The 16358-nt window shown below is 62.3% G+C and carries 14 protein-coding genes; 2 read left to right on the forward strand and 12 right to left on the reverse strand.

The annotated features are described in order from the left end of the window. Positions 1-21: 21 nt before the first annotated feature. The 6 genes from GA0061101_RS25140 to GA0061101_RS25165 all read right to left on the reverse strand — a co-directional run bounded on the left by GA0061101_RS25140 (position 22) and on the right by GA0061101_RS25165 (position 7549). Positions 22-1767 carry a hydantoinase B/oxoprolinase family protein gene (locus GA0061101_RS25140; protein ID WP_092575452.1) on the reverse strand — a complete coding sequence of 582 codons (1746 nt, stop codon included), beginning with the start codon at positions 1765-1767 and terminating at the stop codon, positions 22-24. Continuing rightward, positions 1764-3863: a hydantoinase/oxoprolinase family protein gene (locus GA0061101_RS25145; RefSeq protein ID WP_092575455.1), complete on the reverse strand. Its 2100-nt coding sequence runs from the start codon at positions 3861-3863 to the stop codon at positions 1764-1766. The genes GA0061101_RS25140 and GA0061101_RS25145 overlap by 4 nt, the downstream gene beginning before the upstream one ends. A gap of 73 nt (positions 3864-3936) precedes the next feature. Then, positions 3937-4521 (reverse strand): amino acid synthesis family protein, encoded by a 585-nt coding sequence (locus GA0061101_RS25150; protein WP_092575458.1) that lies wholly within the window; start codon positions 4519-4521, stop codon positions 3937-3939. Continuing rightward, on the reverse strand, positions 4518-5102 hold the full coding sequence (locus GA0061101_RS25155) for an amino acid synthesis family protein (RefSeq protein WP_037197101.1): 585 nt from the start codon (positions 5100-5102) through the stop codon (positions 4518-4520). The genes GA0061101_RS25150 and GA0061101_RS25155 overlap by 4 nt, the downstream gene beginning before the upstream one ends. Then, complete coding sequence (locus GA0061101_RS25160; protein WP_092575462.1) at positions 5095-6036, reverse strand: UPF0280 family protein; 942 nt, start codon at positions 6034-6036, stop codon at positions 5095-5097. The genes GA0061101_RS25155 and GA0061101_RS25160 overlap by 8 nt, the downstream gene beginning before the upstream one ends. A gap of 19 nt (positions 6037-6055) precedes the next feature. Further along, positions 6056-7549, reverse strand: coding sequence for a 6-hydroxynicotinate reductase (locus tag GA0061101_RS25165; RefSeq protein ID WP_092575465.1), 1494 nt, complete (start codon positions 7547-7549; stop codon positions 6056-6058). Between the two features lie 363 nt (positions 7550-7912). Here GA0061101_RS25165 and GA0061101_RS25170 point away from each other — a divergent pair, with 363 nt between their 5' ends. Together GA0061101_RS25170 and GA0061101_RS25175 are read left to right on the forward strand one after the other, a co-directional pair. Next, positions 7913-8359 (forward strand): MarR family winged helix-turn-helix transcriptional regulator, encoded by a 447-nt coding sequence (locus GA0061101_RS25170; RefSeq protein WP_047552745.1) that lies wholly within the window; start codon positions 7913-7915, stop codon positions 8357-8359. Between the two features lie 140 nt (positions 8360-8499). Next, positions 8500-9342, forward strand: coding sequence for a ferredoxin--NADP reductase (locus GA0061101_RS25175; protein ID WP_092575468.1), 843 nt, complete (start codon positions 8500-8502; stop codon positions 9340-9342). Between the two features lie 50 nt (positions 9343-9392). On the opposite strand, the gene GA0061101_RS25180 is transcribed toward GA0061101_RS25175, so the two are convergent. The 6 genes from GA0061101_RS25180 to GA0061101_RS25205 form a co-directional block, all read right to left on the reverse strand. Beyond that, entirely contained in the window at positions 9393-9989 is a 597-nt protein-coding gene (locus GA0061101_RS25180; RefSeq protein ID WP_037197092.1) for a cysteine hydrolase family protein, read from the reverse strand. 2 nt (positions 9990-9991) lie between these two features. Further along, positions 9992-11053: an ABC transporter ATP-binding protein gene (locus GA0061101_RS25185; protein ID WP_037197091.1), complete on the reverse strand. Its 1062-nt coding sequence runs from the start codon at positions 11051-11053 to the stop codon at positions 9992-9994. After that, positions 11040-11819 carry an ABC transporter permease gene (locus GA0061101_RS25190; protein WP_037197090.1) on the reverse strand — a complete coding sequence of 260 codons (780 nt, stop codon included), beginning with the start codon at positions 11817-11819 and terminating at the stop codon, positions 11040-11042. The genes GA0061101_RS25185 and GA0061101_RS25190 overlap by 14 nt, the downstream gene beginning before the upstream one ends. Continuing rightward, the gene (locus tag GA0061101_RS25195; RefSeq protein WP_080760437.1) at positions 11816-12736 is read right to left on the reverse strand and encodes an ABC transporter permease; all 921 of its coding nucleotides are present in this window, start codon (positions 12734-12736) and stop codon (positions 11816-11818) included. Before GA0061101_RS25195 ends, GA0061101_RS25190 begins: the two co-directional genes overlap by 4 nt. Continuing rightward, positions 12726-13799, reverse strand: coding sequence for an ABC transporter substrate-binding protein (locus GA0061101_RS25200; RefSeq protein ID WP_047639121.1), 1074 nt, complete (start codon positions 13797-13799; stop codon positions 12726-12728). Before GA0061101_RS25200 ends, GA0061101_RS25195 begins: the two co-directional genes overlap by 11 nt. 324 nt (positions 13800-14123) lie before the next feature. After that, positions 14124-16358, reverse strand: a complete 2235-nt coding sequence (locus GA0061101_RS25205) for an MGH1-like glycoside hydrolase domain-containing protein (protein ID WP_092575472.1) — start codon at positions 16356-16358, stop codon at positions 14124-14126.

Raw genomic sequence — 16358 nt, forward strand, 5'->3', positions numbered from 1 at the left:
CTTTTCTCGATCGCTGTCAGTCTACGCCTTGCGGCTGGCGCGGGCTCGTTCGGTGGCGGTCGTATCCGAATGGCAATCCGCCGTCACGACAACGCCGAAAAGATCGAGCGCTTCTGCCGTCGTATAACGACCGAGCCGCACATCCTCGCTCACCGCTTTCGGATCGCGTGTCAGCGGATCGCCGTAGCCGCCGCCGCCCGGTGTGCCGACGCGAACGCGATCACCGGGTTTCAGCGCAATATCCTGCGCCTTCGACAGATGCTCGGGCGTCATCGCTTCGCCGTCGCGCCAGACCGTGACGCTGTTCGTCCGCCCGTCGCTGCCACCGAGTGCGCCCTGCGGCCCGAAACGACCGTGATCCATAACAAAGCTTGCGGTGGCAGCACCGCGCCTGAGTTCGATCTCGTAGTCGAGACCGAAGCCGCCGCGATGCTTGCCGGCACCGCCGGACCCCTCGCGAAGGGCATAGCGATGGTAGAGGACGGGGAATTGCTGTTCCATGATCTCGACCGGCGGTGCCTTGGAAATGCCGATGGTCGAACAGCCGTTGGCAAGCCCGTCGTGATCGCTGTTGCCGCCGTAGCCACCGCCGGAAATCTGGTACATGACGTAGCCGCGCCCGCGCTCCGGATCGTGGCCACCGAGCGCGAAATTGCCCGAACTTCCGGCGGGCGAGGCCGTCACACGATCGGGCAGTGCCTCGACCAATGCCGCAAAGACCGCCTCGGCGATCCGCTGGCTGACTTCCGCAGCACAGCCGGAAACCGGGCGCGGATAATGGGCGTCGAGGAAGGTTCCCTCTGGCGTCTTCACCTTCAACGGCTCGAAGGCACCGGCGCTGATCGGGACATCAGGAAAGATATGGCGCATGGCAAGGTAGACGGAGGATAGCGTCGTCGCCAGCACCGAGTTCATCGGTCCGGCGCAGGGCTTCGACGATCCCTCGAAATCGAAGGAGAGTTCATCGCCTGTCGCGATGATCGTCAGACGGATTTCGAGTGGCTCGTTGACGACGCCGTCACTGTCGATATAGGCGACGGAACGATAAGTGCCTTCCGGGATCAGCCGGATATTGGCGCGCATCTGCTCGGCCGCGCGGCGGCGCAACTCGCCGATCGCTTGGGCGACCGTATCGTCGCCGTAGCGTTCGAGAATGCGCACCAGCCGTTCCTGCCCCACAAGAAGGGCGGCCGCCTGTGCCTTTACGTCACCGATGCGTTGTTCGGAGACACGGATGTTCGAGCAGATGATCGCATAGATCTCGGTGTCGAGCTTGCCTTCCTTGAAAAGCCGGACCGGCGGCAGGCGCAGGCCCTCCTGTTCGACGGAGGTGGCCGACGCCGAGAAACCGCCGGGGACAGCGCCGCCCGTATCCGGCCAGTGACCGGTGTTCGATAACCAACAAAAGATCTTGCCATCGCGATAAACGGGCATCGCAAAACGCACATCCATCAGATGCGTGCCGCCGAGATAGGGGTCGTTGACGATATAGATGTCACCCGGCTTCGGCGCCGCTGCCTTGCCGGAGGCGATCATCTCGATCAGCGTGCGGGTCGAATATTGCATGGTGCCGACAAAGACCGGCAGGCCGCCGGCCCCCTGGGCGATCAGCGAGCCGTCCTCGGCCGAATAGATGCCGTCCGAACGGTCGTTGGCCTCGGCGATGACGGGCGAGAAGGCGGCTCGGGAGAAGGTCAGGTCCATCTCATCGCAGACCTGCTGCAGGCCGGATTGGATGACGCTCAGCGTGATGGGGTCGATGCTCATTGGCCGGCTCCGATCGTGATGATGATATTGCCGTCGTCGTCCTGTGTGGCGACGTCGCCGGGCTCGAGGATGATGGTCGTGTCCATCTGCTCGATGATCGCCGGTCCGGATATGGTTGCCTTGAGCGGCAGGTGATCGCGCCAGTAGATCGGCGTTTCCCGCCAGCCGTCGAACCAGACCGGCCGCATGCCGGTCTGTGCTTCGGCGAGTGTCGCCTTGCGTCCGGCCGCATCGATCAGCATGGACAGATCGATCTCGGTGCGCCGGCCAATGACCGAGGTGTTGACGTTGACGAGGCTTGCGCGGATTTCCGGAAGTTCGACATGGAAGCGGTTGAAATAAGCCTCCTCGAACCGTGCCTGCAGTTCGGCCCTGGTCGGCATTGCGCTCGGCAGCGGGACGCGCAGCAGATGCGTCTGGCCGATGAATTGCATATCGACGGAGTAAATCTCGCGGATCTCGCGAATGGCGACCGCTTCCTTGCCGATCAGCCGACGCCCTTCCGCCGACTGCCTTTCGAAGAGTGCGTGCACCGCGTCCATATCGGCGACATCGAGCGGGCGGTTGACCGTATTGACGAAATCGTGCCGGAGATCGGCGACGACGCAGCCGAGCGCGTTGGTGATCCCCGGACGGGACGGTGTCAGCACCCTTGGAATGCCGAGCTCCCGCGCGATCGCGGTCGCGTGCAGCGGGCCTGCTCCGCCGAAGGAGAACAGCGCGAAATCGCGTGGATCCTCGCCGAGGCTGACCGAGACCATGCGCACGGCGTCCGCCATGCGGGCATTGGCGATGCGGATGACGGCCGCCGCCGCCGCCGTGGCGTCGAGCCCGAGCGGACGGCCGAGCTTTTCCTCGAACAGGTCACGAATGTCGTCAATGGAAATGCTGCCGGGAACCGAGTTGAGCCTGGAGGGGTTGAGGCGGCCGAGCAGCAGGTTGGCGTCGGAGATGGTCGGCGTCGTGCCGCCGCGGCCGTAGCAGATCGGCCCCGGCATGGCGCCGGCGCTTTCCGGGCCGACCTGGAGCAGGCCCGCGGCGGTGATCTTGGCGATCGAACCGCCGCCGGCGCCGACGGTGCGCACATCGACCATCGGCACATGGATCGGCATGGCATATTCGATCTCGATCTCGTTGGAAACAGCCGGTTCGGCGTTACGGATCAGGGCAACATCGGTCGACGTGCCGCCCATGTCATAGGTGATGAGGTTGGGGATGCCGGCGCGTCGGCCGGTATAGGCCGCTGCCATGACGCCGGAGGCGGGACCGGACATGACGGTCTTTGCGGCCTCCTTGGCGACGTGGCGCGCAGACACCATGCCGCCATTGCCGTTCATGACGAGAACGTCGTGCCTGTAGCCCTTGGTGGCGAGTTGATCGGCGAGGCGCTCGATGTAGCGCGCCAGGAGCGGCTGCACGGATGCATTGACGGCCGCCGTGACGCCGCGCTCGAACTCACGGCTTTCGGACAGAAGCGCATGGCCGAGCGTGATATTGCCGTTCGGCCAGATCTCGGCGGCGATCTCGCCGGCGCGCAACTCATGCGCCGGATTGGCATAGGCATGCAGGAAGTGGATGACCAACGACTCGCAACCTGTATCCACCAGGGCTTTGAGCGCAATGCGGAGCGCTTCCTCGTCGAGGGGGATCAGCACGTTGCCGGCGGCATCCATGCGTTCGGGAACTTCGAGCCTGAGGTCGCGCGGGATGATCGGGCGAAACTCGCCCTTCATGCCGTAGGGGTTCGGGCGCGTGCGCCGGCCGAGCTCCAGCACGTCGCGAAAGCCGCGTGTGGTGATGAGACCTGTTCGGCAGAGGTTGCGCTCCAGAACGGCATTCGTGGTGGTGGTGGTGCCGTGCACGATGAGGTCGAGCGCCGCTATATCGGCCTCAGCCGCATCCAGTGCGTTGAGAACGCCGAAAGCCTGATTGTCGAGCGTGGTCGGCGTCTTGGCGAGACGGACCTTGCCGGAGACCGTGTCGAAGAGCACGAGATCGGTGAACGTGCCGCCGACATCGATGCCCGCGACCTGCGATTGTTCAGGTGTCGGGCCCGACGGTTCATTCGGAAAAGACTGAGTCACGACTGTTCCCATTATTGTTTGTATACAAATGAATTTATGGACGAGATCGAACCGCTGTCAAGCGGCGCGATCTTCGAGCATGCCCCTAGCGCAGACCATCCTTGCCTTCGATATCCGACGCCTTCAGCCCACCGACGCGGGCAAGCGGCCGGCCGCTATCGGTAAGGGCGACGGCCACCATGATTTCCGCCGGACGCGGCGCGTCGGCGAGGCTCACCTCCATCCCGTCGAAATGCGACCGCACATAGGCGGCATCCTTGTGCCCGAGCGGAATATCGAGGGGCCGGCCGGGGCCGCCGCGCTTTTTCGAGGAGGGCACAAGTGCGGCGCCTTTTTCCACCGCCTCGCGCAGCGGCTTGCCGAGCGATGGATGCAGCAGGGCGGCCGCATGTTCCAGCTCGCCATCCTCACCGACCAGCGCCGCCTTGCCATAGCTTTCGACCTGCGCCGGCGAAATTCCGAGCACCTCGACGCATTTGCGGCCAAGCAGGCCGCCGAGTTCCGCGCCGATCTCGATCAGCGGCGTCAGATCCTCGACATAACGGCCGGCGAAGGGATTGGCGATGACGGCGACCGCAGCAGCCTTGCGCGTGGATGGCGAGATGGTTTGACCCATCTCGGTCAGTGTCTCCTCGACGAAGACGGTGATCTTGCGGATCTCAGCGCTCAACGCAGGCCGTCCTCGCCCTTGATGTCCTCGGCCTTAAGGCCGCCGCTGCGGGCATGGACGCGCGGACCGGTGGTCATGACAAGCACGACCGCCATCTCATTAGCGCGCGGGCCGTCCGGCACGCCGACTTCTATCGAGTCGAAATGGCTTCGCACATAGGAGGCGTTGATATGGGTAACCGGTACGTCGAGCCGCGTGCCGGGCCCGCCGACCTTCTTCGAGGAAGGCACGATCGCCTTGGCGCCGCCGAGCACTTCGCGCATGGCGTAGCCGCCCGGCGCGTGCCAGAGGGCGCCGTGCTCCAGTTCGCCGGCCTGACCGACGATGATGCCCTTGCCGTATCCTTCGACGTCAGCAACATTTCCGCCGAGCGCGGCGACCAGCCGTTTTGCCATATCGAGGCCGAGCGGCTCCAGATCCTTCATGAAACCGGTGATTTCCTCATGATAGCTGCCCGCGAAGGGGTTCTCGATGACCGCGACGATCGCCCCCCGCTTCAGCGGCTTTGCGACGGGCTTGCCGCCTTCGTGATAAATCTCCTCCACGATGGTGAGGAACTTGCGGATCTTGACGTCAGGCATTGGAAAACCGCTCCATGGATTGATCGATTGAAAGAGGTGAGGCTGTAAATGGCCGGGCCGCGGTCGGCATGGCGAGCAGGCCCTGGTTCCTGAGAAAGAGGCCGGCGCGATCGATGAGGCCGAGTGCGATGAAGCGCTCTGCTCTGGCAAGGCCACAGGAAAGTGCCATGTCGATTTCCGCATCGGTCAGGGGGCCGCAGCCGGTGACGACCAGGCGCTCGCCGAGATCGCTGTCGTCGACGACATCGATGGCGCGTGCCCGGCTGATGGCGGCATGGCCGGGGAGATCGACGGCATTGGCAACAATCGTGACCGCCGCGTCGGCCGCCGCCGCATTCGCTGCCAATACGGTCGCCGAGTCGGCAATGCCCATCGACAGGCTGCGTCCGCCGCGTCCGCTGGTGGCGATGCCGCGTGTGGGGCTGGAAGCATGGAGCGCGAAATCGCCGAGCGAAATTCCGTCTTCGCGCGCCATACGGACATGAAACTCCGCGTCACTTTCAAGATGCACGGCAATGTCGCCGCCATTGTTGACATAGGCGCGGGCAGGGCGGTCTTCCTTGTCGAACGCGGCCAACATCGCCGCCAGGATTTCGTCCGCGACGGCACCGGCAACTGCCGCCATCGGCGTGATGAAATGGTCAGCAGCAAACGGCCGGACCGCGGTGACCATGCGTTGGGCAACCGAGCCCTCGGGCATCGGGCCGGCAAGTTCGGCTGCCGTGCGAAGCAGGGGCAGTTCGCTCACCAGTTCGTCAAGGACGGTCTGGAAACGGGCGATGGCAGCAGTGAAGGCACGGGCGCGCCGTTCGGCTTCGTCCTTGCGTTCAGCACTGCCGTCATCGACGCCAATGACGAGGTCGATCGGTCCGTGCTGCAAATGCAGCCGGCCGTTTGGATCGCCATCGAGATATCGGGCAACAGGCCGCGACATGCTATCGCTCCCTTTGTCGTCAGCCGCCCCACCGGAAATTTCTGCTTTCCGTCGGCCAGGGGCCGCGTCCGATCGGTGTGACCCTACGCTCGGCCATTTCCAGCGCCTGCTCGATCGGGATGACGGCGTCCATATGGCCGCCGAGCGCGCGGTAATCATCGAGCCGCATGGTGAATTCGATCGGCGCGACGAGCGCGGGCGTCGGCACGTAGCCGAAGGCATTGCTCGGCATCTGCGTCACATCGGCCATGACGGTGATGCCGCCGCCCGGCCAAACGTAGGCCGGAACGCCGCCGCAGGAAACATGGGTCAGCGCTTCCTTGACGGAGCGCGTCAGGCGGACAGGGTTCGTGGTGACACCAGCCCGTAGGCTGCCGCCGGCACCGCCGATGAACAGGACCGAGGTGAGTGCCGGTTCGCAATTTTCGGCAATGATCTCGACCGATTCCTGCAAGGCTGCGGGAAGAATTGTCTGCAGTTCCGGTCGCAGATTGTCGTCGAGAATATAATAGCCGTACTGCTCGCCGGTGGTCGATACCATCAGCATGCGCATGCCCGGCCAGGCCGTCTTGGGGTCGAAATCGCCGAGGATCGTCAGGGGGTCGGAGATGTTGGTGCCGCCCCAGCCGATGCCGGGCTCGGCGACCTGGAAGTAACGGCCGGGCGTCGAGCGCCGGCCCTTGATGCGAATGCCGGTGGCTGGCACGTCGAGCAGGCGTCCCGCCTGGTGTTCGGAGAGCACGCCGGTGATATGGTCGTCGACAACGACCACCTCATCGACATGGCCCATCCACTGCTTGGCGAACATGCCAATGGTCGCCGAGCCGCAGCCGACGCGCATGCGGCTTTCCTCGACGTCGTTGATAACGGGAGCAGCGCCTGCCTTGATGGTCAGGCTGACCCCGCCGTCGACCTGCATGTCGACGGCTTCGCCATTACAGAGCTTCAAGAGCGCGTCGCAGGTAACGCGGCCTTCCTTCTTCGAACCGCCGGTCAGGTGGTGCACACCGCCGAGCGACAGCATCTGCGAGCCGTATTCGCCTGTTGTGACGTGACCGATGGCTTCGCCGTCGACCAACACGGTTGCGGCTTCGGGGCCGAGAAAGCGGTCGGTGTCGATCTTCACCTTGGCGCCGCAATAGCTGAAGATGCCTTCGGTGACGACGGTCACCATGTCGACGCCGCTTTCCTGCTGCGACACGATGAAGGGTGCCGGCTTATAATCGGGATAGGTCGTTCCGGCGCCGACGGCGGTGATGAAGCTTCTGGTGGCGTGGACGATATCGCCGTCCCATTCGCTCTCGCCCGGCTGGGCCAGGAACGGCACGACATTGCCGCCTTCGGAAATGGTGTTCTCGATGATCGTCAGCGGATCGACGCGGATCAGCTCGCCGCCGACATTGGCATAGCGATCGCAGGCGCCGGACCGGCCGTCGGAGATGTAGCACATGACGGGACAGGCATCGCAGCGTATCTTGCCGTTTGCGACGCTTTCCACGCGTTGCTTGACCATGGCACTCTCCTTTTAACACGGCCGCTTGTCCGGTGGTGCTGCCATTAGCCCATGGACGGATATTTGACCGTCATTGTTCCCAATTTTTCATTTGTATGCGAATGAGTATCAGCCGGTCTTTCCGTCCTGTCAAGCGACGGTGGGGAGCCCTGGCAAAAATGCGGCCGTCGGCCTGGATGGACTTTGCCGCCGCCTGCGACCAGCCCTGTTATCGGTCGGGCTATGGCGTTGACAAATATGGTGTTCAAAGTAGAGGCTTGGGACCTCGAGCGTTTACATCAACCGACAATGACGCTCTAATCTTTTGAATCTGGAACAGCTTATCCACATCGCAACCATATGCGCAGATCCGGGGCGGGACAAATGCAGAAATCTCATGAAGACAGACAATCCGCCGCACCCGCATACCATGTCGATCGGCAGGTCGGGTTCTTTCTCCGGCAGGCGAACCAGCGGCATGTCGCGATCTTCGCCAATGCCATCGGCGACAAGTTGACGACGACGCAATGGTCGGCGCTTTCGAAGCTTAAGGAAATCCAACCCTGCTCGCAGAACCAGCTCGGGCGCGAAACGGCGATGGATGTCGCGACCGTCAAAGGGGTCGTAGACCGCCTGGTGAAGCGCGGTTTCGTTGCCACCGCGCCGGACCAAAATGATGGGCGCCGGGTCGTCCTGTCGCTGACCGAAGATGGCCTCGCGGTCATCGCCGCGAATGTCGGCGCGGCGGTCGCGGCGACCGAGGAGACATTGGCGCCGCTGACCTCCGGCGAGCGGATGATGTTCCTCGAACTGCTGCAGAAAATCTGCTGAGCGGCTGCCGTCAAACCCTCGATTCCATCCTTACGTCTTCGATTATGACAAAACATCGCGTTCTCGGTGGAAGGAATGGATTGCGCGATAAAATTCATTCGTGTACAAATGAAATAAATAAATAAGACGAGGGAAAACGGATGAGCTTGTCAGCGGAAGAAGCAGTCATCACCGACAGTCAGCAGGCGAGTACCGCGCCGGCCTTTCCGGTGCCCGCCAATGTCTTTGTGCAGACGGTGACCGAGGTACGGCATTTCACCGACCGGCTCTTCAAGTTCCGCATCACGCGCCCGGCGGAATTCCGTTTCCGTTCCGGCGAATTCATCATGATCGGCCTGCCGAATGCCGAGCGTCCTGTTTTCCGTGCCTACTCGATCGCCAGCCCCTTCTGGGACGAGGAGATCGAATTCTATTCCATCAAGGTTCCGGGCGGCCCGCTGACGGAGCATCTGCAGAAGATCGTGCCCGGCGACACCGTGCTGATGCGCAAGAAGCCGACCGGCACGCTGGTGCTCGACGCGCTGATCCCAGGCAAGCGGCTCTACCTCCTGTCGACCGGTACCGGTGTCGCGCCTTTCGCAAGCCTGATCCGCGATCCGGAGACCTACGAGAAATTCGAGGAGATTGTTCTCGTCCAGACCTGCCGGGACGTAGACGAACTCACTTACATCACGGAGATGGTCGAGGCGCTGAAGGACGATCCGCTGATCGGCGAACTCGTCGGCGATCGCCTTCGTCTGCATACGACAACGACGCGTGAGCCCTTTGCGCGCATGGGCCGCATCACCGACCTTCTGACCAGCGGCGAATTCTTCGAACAGACTGGCCTGCCGCGCATCAATCCGGACGAGGATCGCGGCATGATCTGCGGCTCGGCGGCGATGCTGAAGGATACCAAGGCTGTTCTGGAATCCTTCGGTCTCGTTGAAGGCGCCAACAATGCCCCGGCCACCTTCGTCATCGAGCGCGCCTTCGTCGGCTGAGCGCATCGATCAGGCTCGAAACCGTAGAAGCGGTTTCGAGTATTTCCTATTCAAGCGTGGGATGCGGCAGTGACCAGCTCGGCCGTGGTCCGAAATTCGACCTGCTCGGGCATGCGCGACAATATATGTTCGAGGGTTGCCGCATGTGACAGCGGCGTCGAACTGCCGATCGCATCACTCGCGACGATGACATGAAAGCCGGCATCGATCGCGTGAAACAGGCTCGCCAGAACGCAGACATCCGTCTCCACGCCGCTGAAAATTAGCGTATCGACACCCTCTGCGATCATCCGCTCATGAAAACCCGGCGCGCCGAAAATGGAATAGGTGGTCTTCTCGATCACGTTCCGAGGCTCAGCCAAGGCCGCGAGCGGGGCGACCAGATCCTGCATCGCCGGATCCATCGTTCCCGTCGTCAGCATCGACCAGCGCTCGTAATAGGTTCGCCACCGCCCCGTTGCGTGGCTTGGTGCGGCAGGCACCATGAATTTGGCAAACAGCGTCCGGTCGGCAAAGGCGTGCGTCAGATCAAGCACGTTCGGTAGGATCTCGGTCACCGCCGGCGTGTGCCAGACCGTTTCTTCGGCAAAAAGCCGCTGCATGTCGATGACGATATGGCGGGAATTGGTGAGCGACGGCGCTGTCATCTTCAATCCTCGACGGCAATGGTGTGGTCCGGCGACCAGGCGAGGGTCACGTCCGTTCCGCTTGCGAGCACGGTGCCATCGCGATTTTGCGCGAAGAGTTTCAGCGAAGTTCCATCCGGCGTTACCAGCACATAGGTGAGCGCCGGGCCGGCATAGATCACAGTCTCGATGCGAGCCGCCAAGGCGTTGAGGCCCGCTTCGGGCGATGTACCTGCTGGGAGGATCGACATCTTTTCCGGCCGCACGGCGAGCGTCGCGCTGTTGCCTGTGGACGAAAGCGGGCCATGGCAGCGCACCAGCGTGCCATCCGCAAGCCTGACACCACCATTGGCAATCGTGCCGTTCAGAAAATTGGAATCGCCGAGGAACTGCGCTGCAAAGCGCGTTTTCGGGCGCTCATAGACCTCCGCAGGAGCGCCGATCTGGACAATACGACCACGATCGAGGATCGCGACCTTGTCGGAGAGCGTCAGCGCCTCTTCCTGGTCATGGGTGACGAAGATCGTTGTCAACCCGGTCTCGCGCTGGATGCGAAGCAGTTCGACCTGCATCTCCTGCCGCAGTCGCCGGTCGAGCGCCGAGAGCGGTTCATCCAGCAGCAGGACGCTCGGCTTGATGACCATGGCACGGGCAAGCGCCACGCGTTGCTGCTGCCCGCCGGAGAGCTGCTTCGGTTTGCGATCGCCGAAGCCCGGCAGGCGTACCATTTCCAGGGCGCGATCGACCTGTTGCCTGGCCTCCGCACCGCGAATACCGCGCCGCGCCAGGCCGAAGGCGACGTTTTCGGCGACCGTCATATGCGGGAACAACGCATAGGACTGGAAGACCATGCCGATATTGCGCGCCCAGACCGGTGTCTCTGTCACGTCCTGGCCGCCGATCGCGACCTTGCCGCTGTCGGGTGTGATGAAGCCGGCGATGATGCGCAGAAGCGTCGTCTTGCCGGAGCCGGAGGGACCGAGCAGGCTGGTGAAGGATCCTTCCGTGAAATCCGTCGAGATGTCGGCCAGCACCGGTGTCCGGCCGTAGGTCTTGGCGACCGATGATACTTCAACGTTTGTCACTGACGCCTCCGGGCCTGGCAAAGATCGCAAAGACGAGGATGGCGGCCATCGAACCGATCAAGAGGATCGTCGAGATGGCGTTGATCTCTGGCGTGAAGCCCTTGCGGATCGCCGAATAGATTTGCACCGGCAAGGTGGTGAAGCCGGGCGTTGCGAGGAAATAGGAAATGACGAATTGGTCGAGCGAAACGGCGAAAGCAAAGAGGGCCGCGCCAAGGATGCTCGGGGCGAGAAGCGGCAGCGTCACCGAAAAGAATGCATGGATCGGTGTCGAACCCAGGCTCATGGCCGCCTCTTCAAGATCGGCCCGGATCGTCTGGAAGCCGGTTCCGACGACGAGAACCACGTAGGGAATGGCGAGCGCCACATGGCCGATCAGCAGTGCATGCATGCCGCGTCCGATACCGGTCCAGAAGAAGAAGACGAGCATGGCCGTTCCGGTGATCAGCCAGGGAATGGCGATCGGCGGCAGCAGCATGAGCTGTAACAGCGTTTTCCCCTTGAATGTTCGCCGGGCAAGCGCCACCGAGGCCATCGTTCCGAGGATTGTCGAGACGACAGCGGTGATGACGGCAATGACGATGCTGTTGATCCCGGCTGAAATCAGCTGGTCGTTGCCTGCAAGAGCCACATACCATTTGGTCGAGAAGTGAAACGGCAGCTCATAGAGCGAGGACTCGTTGAAGCCCATAGCCATCATCACCACGATCGGCAGATAGAGGAAGACCAGGATGGCAGCGAGATAGAAGCGCGCAAGACCGATCATGCGACGGCCCCGCTGCCGCGCCGAAGCACGCCCGAAAACGTCGCGAAGATCGCAAGCACGACGGCGAGCATCGTGAAGGATAGTGCTGCACCCAGCGGCCAGTTGAAGGCTTGGGTGAACTGGTCCTCGATGACCGTACCCATGGTGACGCCGACACGGCCGCCAAGAATGCGCGGCTCCATGAAGGAGCCCAGCACCGGCACGAAAGTCAGCACGGCGCCGGAGATCAGGCCGGGTGCCGCCATCGGTATGAGGATGCGGAAGAGGATCGTCCACCAGCGGGCGCCGAGGCTTGCGGCGGCCTCGATGATCGCATCGTCGATCGTGACCAGTGCTATGTAGCAGGTCAGGATCATGTAGGGCAGATAACCGTGCACGAGGCCGACCACGATTGCCGATCTGGTGTAGAGAAAGCCGATCGAACCGGCTCCCGGCCAGACCCAGTGCAGCACATCGTCGAGAAAGCCGCCTTCGCGCAGCACCATCGTCCAGGAGAAGATGCGCACGAGACCATTCGTCCAGAACGGCAGCAGGATGAGGATCAGCAGGGTTTCGCGCGTACGGCCGATGGTGGCGCGCGCCAGCGCCAGCGCCGCGAAGAAACCAAGGACAGCACAGGCAAATGTCGTCCAGAAACCCATCAGCAGCGACGTCCAGGCGATGCCCAGGAGATAGGGCTGTGTGGAGAAGACCTGGTATTGCCTGAGCGTGAAGACGATGGGGGCCTTGCCCATCGGTGTCGCATTCATGAAGCTGAACACGAACATCGTGCAAAGCGGCAGGAGAACCGCGATGAAGAGCCATCCATAGGTGGGCAGCAGCAGCACCAGCGTCGCGAGCCAACCGGGGATGCCTGGCCGGGCGCGCGAACCTTCCGGTCCGCGCGTCGTCGATGCAGAAACTGCCTCAGGCTGCATAGAAGGCTTTCACTTCCTGCCAGAGGTTATTGAAAGCTTCGCGGCGATCGTCGGGCAGGGCCGACTGAATCGTCATCGTCTTCAGATATTCCGGCTTGTGGATCACCCGGTTGAGATCGTCGGCCGGCAGTTTTTCCATGGCGGCAGCATTGGCCGAAGCCGGCGCCCCGACCTTGGTTGCCCATTGGAAATAGAAGTCAGGGTCGATCATGTAGTTGATGAAGGCAAGGCCAGCATCCGGATTGGTGCTCGTCGCCGGGACAGACAGGCTGTCCAGCCAGCCGATGCCGCCTTCCTTCGGAACCACGAATTCGACCGGCAGCTTGCTGTTGCGCTTGGAGCGGACGGCCGCACCCGACCAGAAGATCGAAAGGTCGAATTCCTTGGCGGCGAATGCCTTGTTCCATTCGTCTTCGCTCGACCAGAGCAGCTTGATGTTCGGCTTGAATGCCTTCAGCTTCTCGGTGACGACGGCGAGGTCCTTCGGATTGTTCATGTCCTGGCCGGACAACAGTGCGCCGATCGCAACGCCGGTGACGGCATCGTCGAACAGGGCGACTCGGCCCTTATGGGCGGGATCGCCAAGCGCTGCATAGCTGTCCGGCTTGGGCGACCCCTCGGTGATGGCAAGCGAAGTGATGCCCCAGACCCAGGAGACGCCGTTGGTCTTGCCGTCAAGCTGGAGGTTCGCATGGTTCTTCAGTTCGGGCGACAGGCCCGTTGCATTCGGCACCTTGGAGAAGTCGATGGGAGAGATGAGACCTTCGCTCGCCGCTTGCTGCGAACGGGCGCTGTTGATCAGCACCACATCGTAGACGCCGGGATTGGTCCTGAGCTTCGTCAGCATTTCCGGCTCAGAGCTGAAATAGTCGTGAACGACCTCGATGCCGGTCTTTTCGGTGAAGGCTTTGAGAGCCCAGGCTTCGTCGGTGCCGTAGCCCTGCCAGTTGAGAACGGTGATCTTGGTGGCGGCGCGCGCCTGGCGCGACAACAGGGACGATGTGGCGGCGGCGAGGGCGCCGGCGCCGATCAGGCCCAGAGTTTGACGTCGTGTGGTGTTCATCCTGATGTTCCCCTTTTGTCTGATTTTTGGTCCATTTACCGATGGTGGTGAAGGCTTCGTCTTGCTCGCAGTCCTAGCGGATATCGAAATGGATACGTATCAGTGAAGTGGAAATCGCCGGCTTTCTCGGAACGCGGCCTATTTCCGTATAGTTTCTTGAGCGAAAGAATACATCCCGGAATTGATCGCCAATTCCAAGGTTTTCGCATCTGGCGCGAAATAAGTTCTTCGGTCGTTCCCTATTCTTTTTTGTTTGTACACAAACGATTAATGCGGAGATATTGTCTTGTCAAGCACGGGCAACGAGTTGATGTGATCTAGGCTTCATTTTACTTGCCGGCGATGCCATAGGTGAAATTCCCGGGTCTTGTCCGCTGTGGGAAGAGCAACGACAATACCGATGTCGGCCGCGCGCCATTGGGCATCCATCTCGCCAAGTTTCACCGCCACGACCTCGCCTGCATCGATCCCGACGAGATGCAGTTCCGCCGCACTCTGCGATGCGCTTTCGATGCGGCAGGAAATGTAGCCATCCCCGACGACGAGATGGGTGAACCGCCCAAGATTATTTGTCGACAGGAACGGCACACCATCGCGCGTCACCGTCAGCACGCCGTTTTCCGAGCTGACATGGATACGTCCTGCGGGTGACAACAGCGGACCGAAATTTGCGTCAGCACCGTTGTTGCAAAGGCTCCAGCCGTTCCATGGGTCGAAGCCGCAGAGCTCCTCGACCACCATCAAGGGAAGCAGCGCCGCCCAGATGTAGAAAGGATCGGTATCGCCCTGGTCCATCGCCTCGCCGGTCGTGGCATTGTAGTTCTCGGCGGCGATGCGTCGGTCCCGCCAGGACTGCATGAAGAGATCATAGCTTTGCTTCGCCAGATGGCTGGCCTCGGCATCGAAGCGATAACGCTTGAGCCCAAGCCATACCATGAAGTTGACATTCGGCCAGATGCGGCCGCGCCAATAGACGTTTTCGGCAAAGGCCGGATCGTTGCGCGTGGCATTCGGCAGCACGAAGGCACCGCCGAAGGTCGCGGGATCTGCAAGATATGCCAGGAGGTGCGAGGCCTGTTCAGCGTTCGCCGCGCCGCACATCAGGGGATAGAAACTTGTCGGCGACAGCGAGCGGACGAAGCCGCCCTTGCGCTGGCGATTGGCGAAGATGCCGCGATCGGCATCCCAGAGATGCTCTCGGATCAATCGCCGGCTCCGGTCTGCGAGTGCCGCGAACTCATCGGCCTCTTCGGCGCGGCCGAGAAGGGCGGCCATGTGCGACAACATTTCCGCGTCGAGCGCCAGGGCGCAGTTCAATCCGAGATCGTAGGTCGAGAGGGTTCGGGTGACGGGATCGTAGACGGCCTCGTCATGCGTCGCGGAATTGTCCATTCCAGTCTCGTTGCGGGCGCCGAAAATCGTCCCTTTATAGAGCCCTTCACCGACATCGCTGGTGCCGCAGGAGATAAGTCCGAAATCATCGGGATCGCGATGGCTTCGCCACCAGCGCTGATTTCTCGCGAGCGCCTCATAGCTCGCCTCGATCATCGAGCGCTCGCCATTTCTCAGATACAGCAGCCAGGCAACAAGGCTGCCATGCGGCGGCTGGCTGCGGTCGACCCAGGCGTCGTTCGAGGTGACGATGCAGGCGATATTGCCCTGCGGTGTGGCGCCGGCGAGCGCCGCAGCCATGTTCTCGCGGGCGATATCGGTGTCGAAAACACCGGCCAGCAAGGCCGCGAATGTCTGATCATTGTACCAGACGGCGAACTCGCCGAGGTTCCAGATCCGGGTGACGGCGGTGTAGGGGCGATGGTTGACCTTGTCCCAGATCGTGTTCCAGCCGACGACATCGCGCACGGCATCGAGCGCGCCGGCAAATTGTCCGTCATGCAGAGAAGGCGCCGGTCGGGAGGCCGCTTCGAGGCAGGCGCGCGCATTCAGGACCGCCAGGTCCTCGCTGTCGGCGACCGCAGCGGCGTAGGCGCCTTCGCGCATCATTTCCATGTTGAAGCGAAGACCGAGTACCGGTGCGCTGTCGCTGCGGGTCGCGGTATAGAAATAGCCGTTGGTCTCGAAGTCGGCGCGCAGGGCATCGATGCTGTCGTGACCTGTCACCTGGATTGCCGGTGCGCGGGTGACGATGGCCGCGAAGCGGCGGTCGATCTTGATGATGGCGGCGCCCTTTTCCGCGTCGTAGCGAACCACTTCGCCGCCATCGGACGATATGGCCAGCGTCAACCAGAACCGCGTCCCCCACTCACCGAGCTGAGGCGCTTCCCATTGTCCCCGGACGGCGAAAGGATCCGACGCACTCGCCTGAAACCGTATCGACGTTCCGCCAAGCTCCGTTTCGAGCTCGATCAGACTATTGTCGATCGTGTGGCGGCCGAAACGGACGGGATCGTGGCGCGGTTCGATGGCGCTCGCCCGTCGCGCGCGGGTCGAATAGAGCACCGGCGTAATGCGCAGGCCAAGCGGAAGGAAGGTCAATTCCGCCGGGCGGGACGACCAGCTGTTCCAGGCGCGGGCAAGTGGGATCGTGACATGGCCGGGCAT

The sequence above is a fragment of the Martinezella lusitana genome (assembly GCF_900094565.1).
Taxonomy (GTDB): domain Bacteria; phylum Pseudomonadota; class Alphaproteobacteria; order Rhizobiales; family Rhizobiaceae; genus Rhizobium; species Rhizobium lusitanum.

What these genes read in the sequence shown, in the direction of transcription:
- GA0061101_RS25140 (WP_092575452.1), bottom strand. Translation starts at nt 1,767, where the DNA reads ATGAGCATCGACCCCATCACGCTGAGCGTCATCCAATCCGGCCTGCAG.
- GA0061101_RS25180 (WP_037197092.1), bottom strand. Translation starts at nt 9,989, where the DNA reads ATGACAGCGCCGTCGCTCACCAATTCCCGCCATATCGTCATCGACATG.
- GA0061101_RS25145 (WP_092575455.1), bottom strand. Translation starts at nt 3,863, where the DNA reads ATGGGAACAGTCGTGACTCAGTCTTTTCCGAATGAACCGTCGGGCCCG.
- GA0061101_RS25175 (WP_092575468.1), top strand. Translation starts at nt 8,500, where the DNA reads ATGAGCTTGTCAGCGGAAGAAGCAGTCATCACCGACAGTCAGCAGGCG.
- GA0061101_RS25190 (WP_037197090.1), bottom strand. Translation starts at nt 11,819, where the DNA reads ATGATCGGTCTTGCGCGCTTCTATCTCGCTGCCATCCTGGTCTTCCTC.
- GA0061101_RS25155 (WP_037197101.1), bottom strand. Translation starts at nt 5,102, where the DNA reads ATGCCTGACGTCAAGATCCGCAAGTTCCTCACCATCGTGGAGGAGATT.
- GA0061101_RS25170 (WP_047552745.1), top strand. Translation starts at nt 7,913, where the DNA reads ATGCAGAAATCTCATGAAGACAGACAATCCGCCGCACCCGCATACCAT.
- GA0061101_RS25165 (WP_092575465.1), bottom strand. Translation starts at nt 7,549, where the DNA reads ATGGTCAAGCAACGCGTGGAAAGCGTCGCAAACGGCAAGATACGCTGC.
- GA0061101_RS25160 (WP_092575462.1), bottom strand. Translation starts at nt 6,036, where the DNA reads ATGTCGCGGCCTGTTGCCCGATATCTCGATGGCGATCCAAACGGCCGG.
- GA0061101_RS25200 (WP_047639121.1), bottom strand. Translation starts at nt 13,799, where the DNA reads ATGAACACCACACGACGTCAAACTCTGGGCCTGATCGGCGCCGGCGCC.
- GA0061101_RS25205 (WP_092575472.1), bottom strand. Translation starts at nt 16,358, where the DNA reads ATGCCCGGCCATGTCACGATCCCACTTGCCCGCGCCTGGAACAGCTGG.
- GA0061101_RS25195 (WP_080760437.1), bottom strand. Translation starts at nt 12,736, where the DNA reads ATGCAGCCTGAGGCAGTTTCTGCATCGACGACGCGCGGACCGGAAGGT.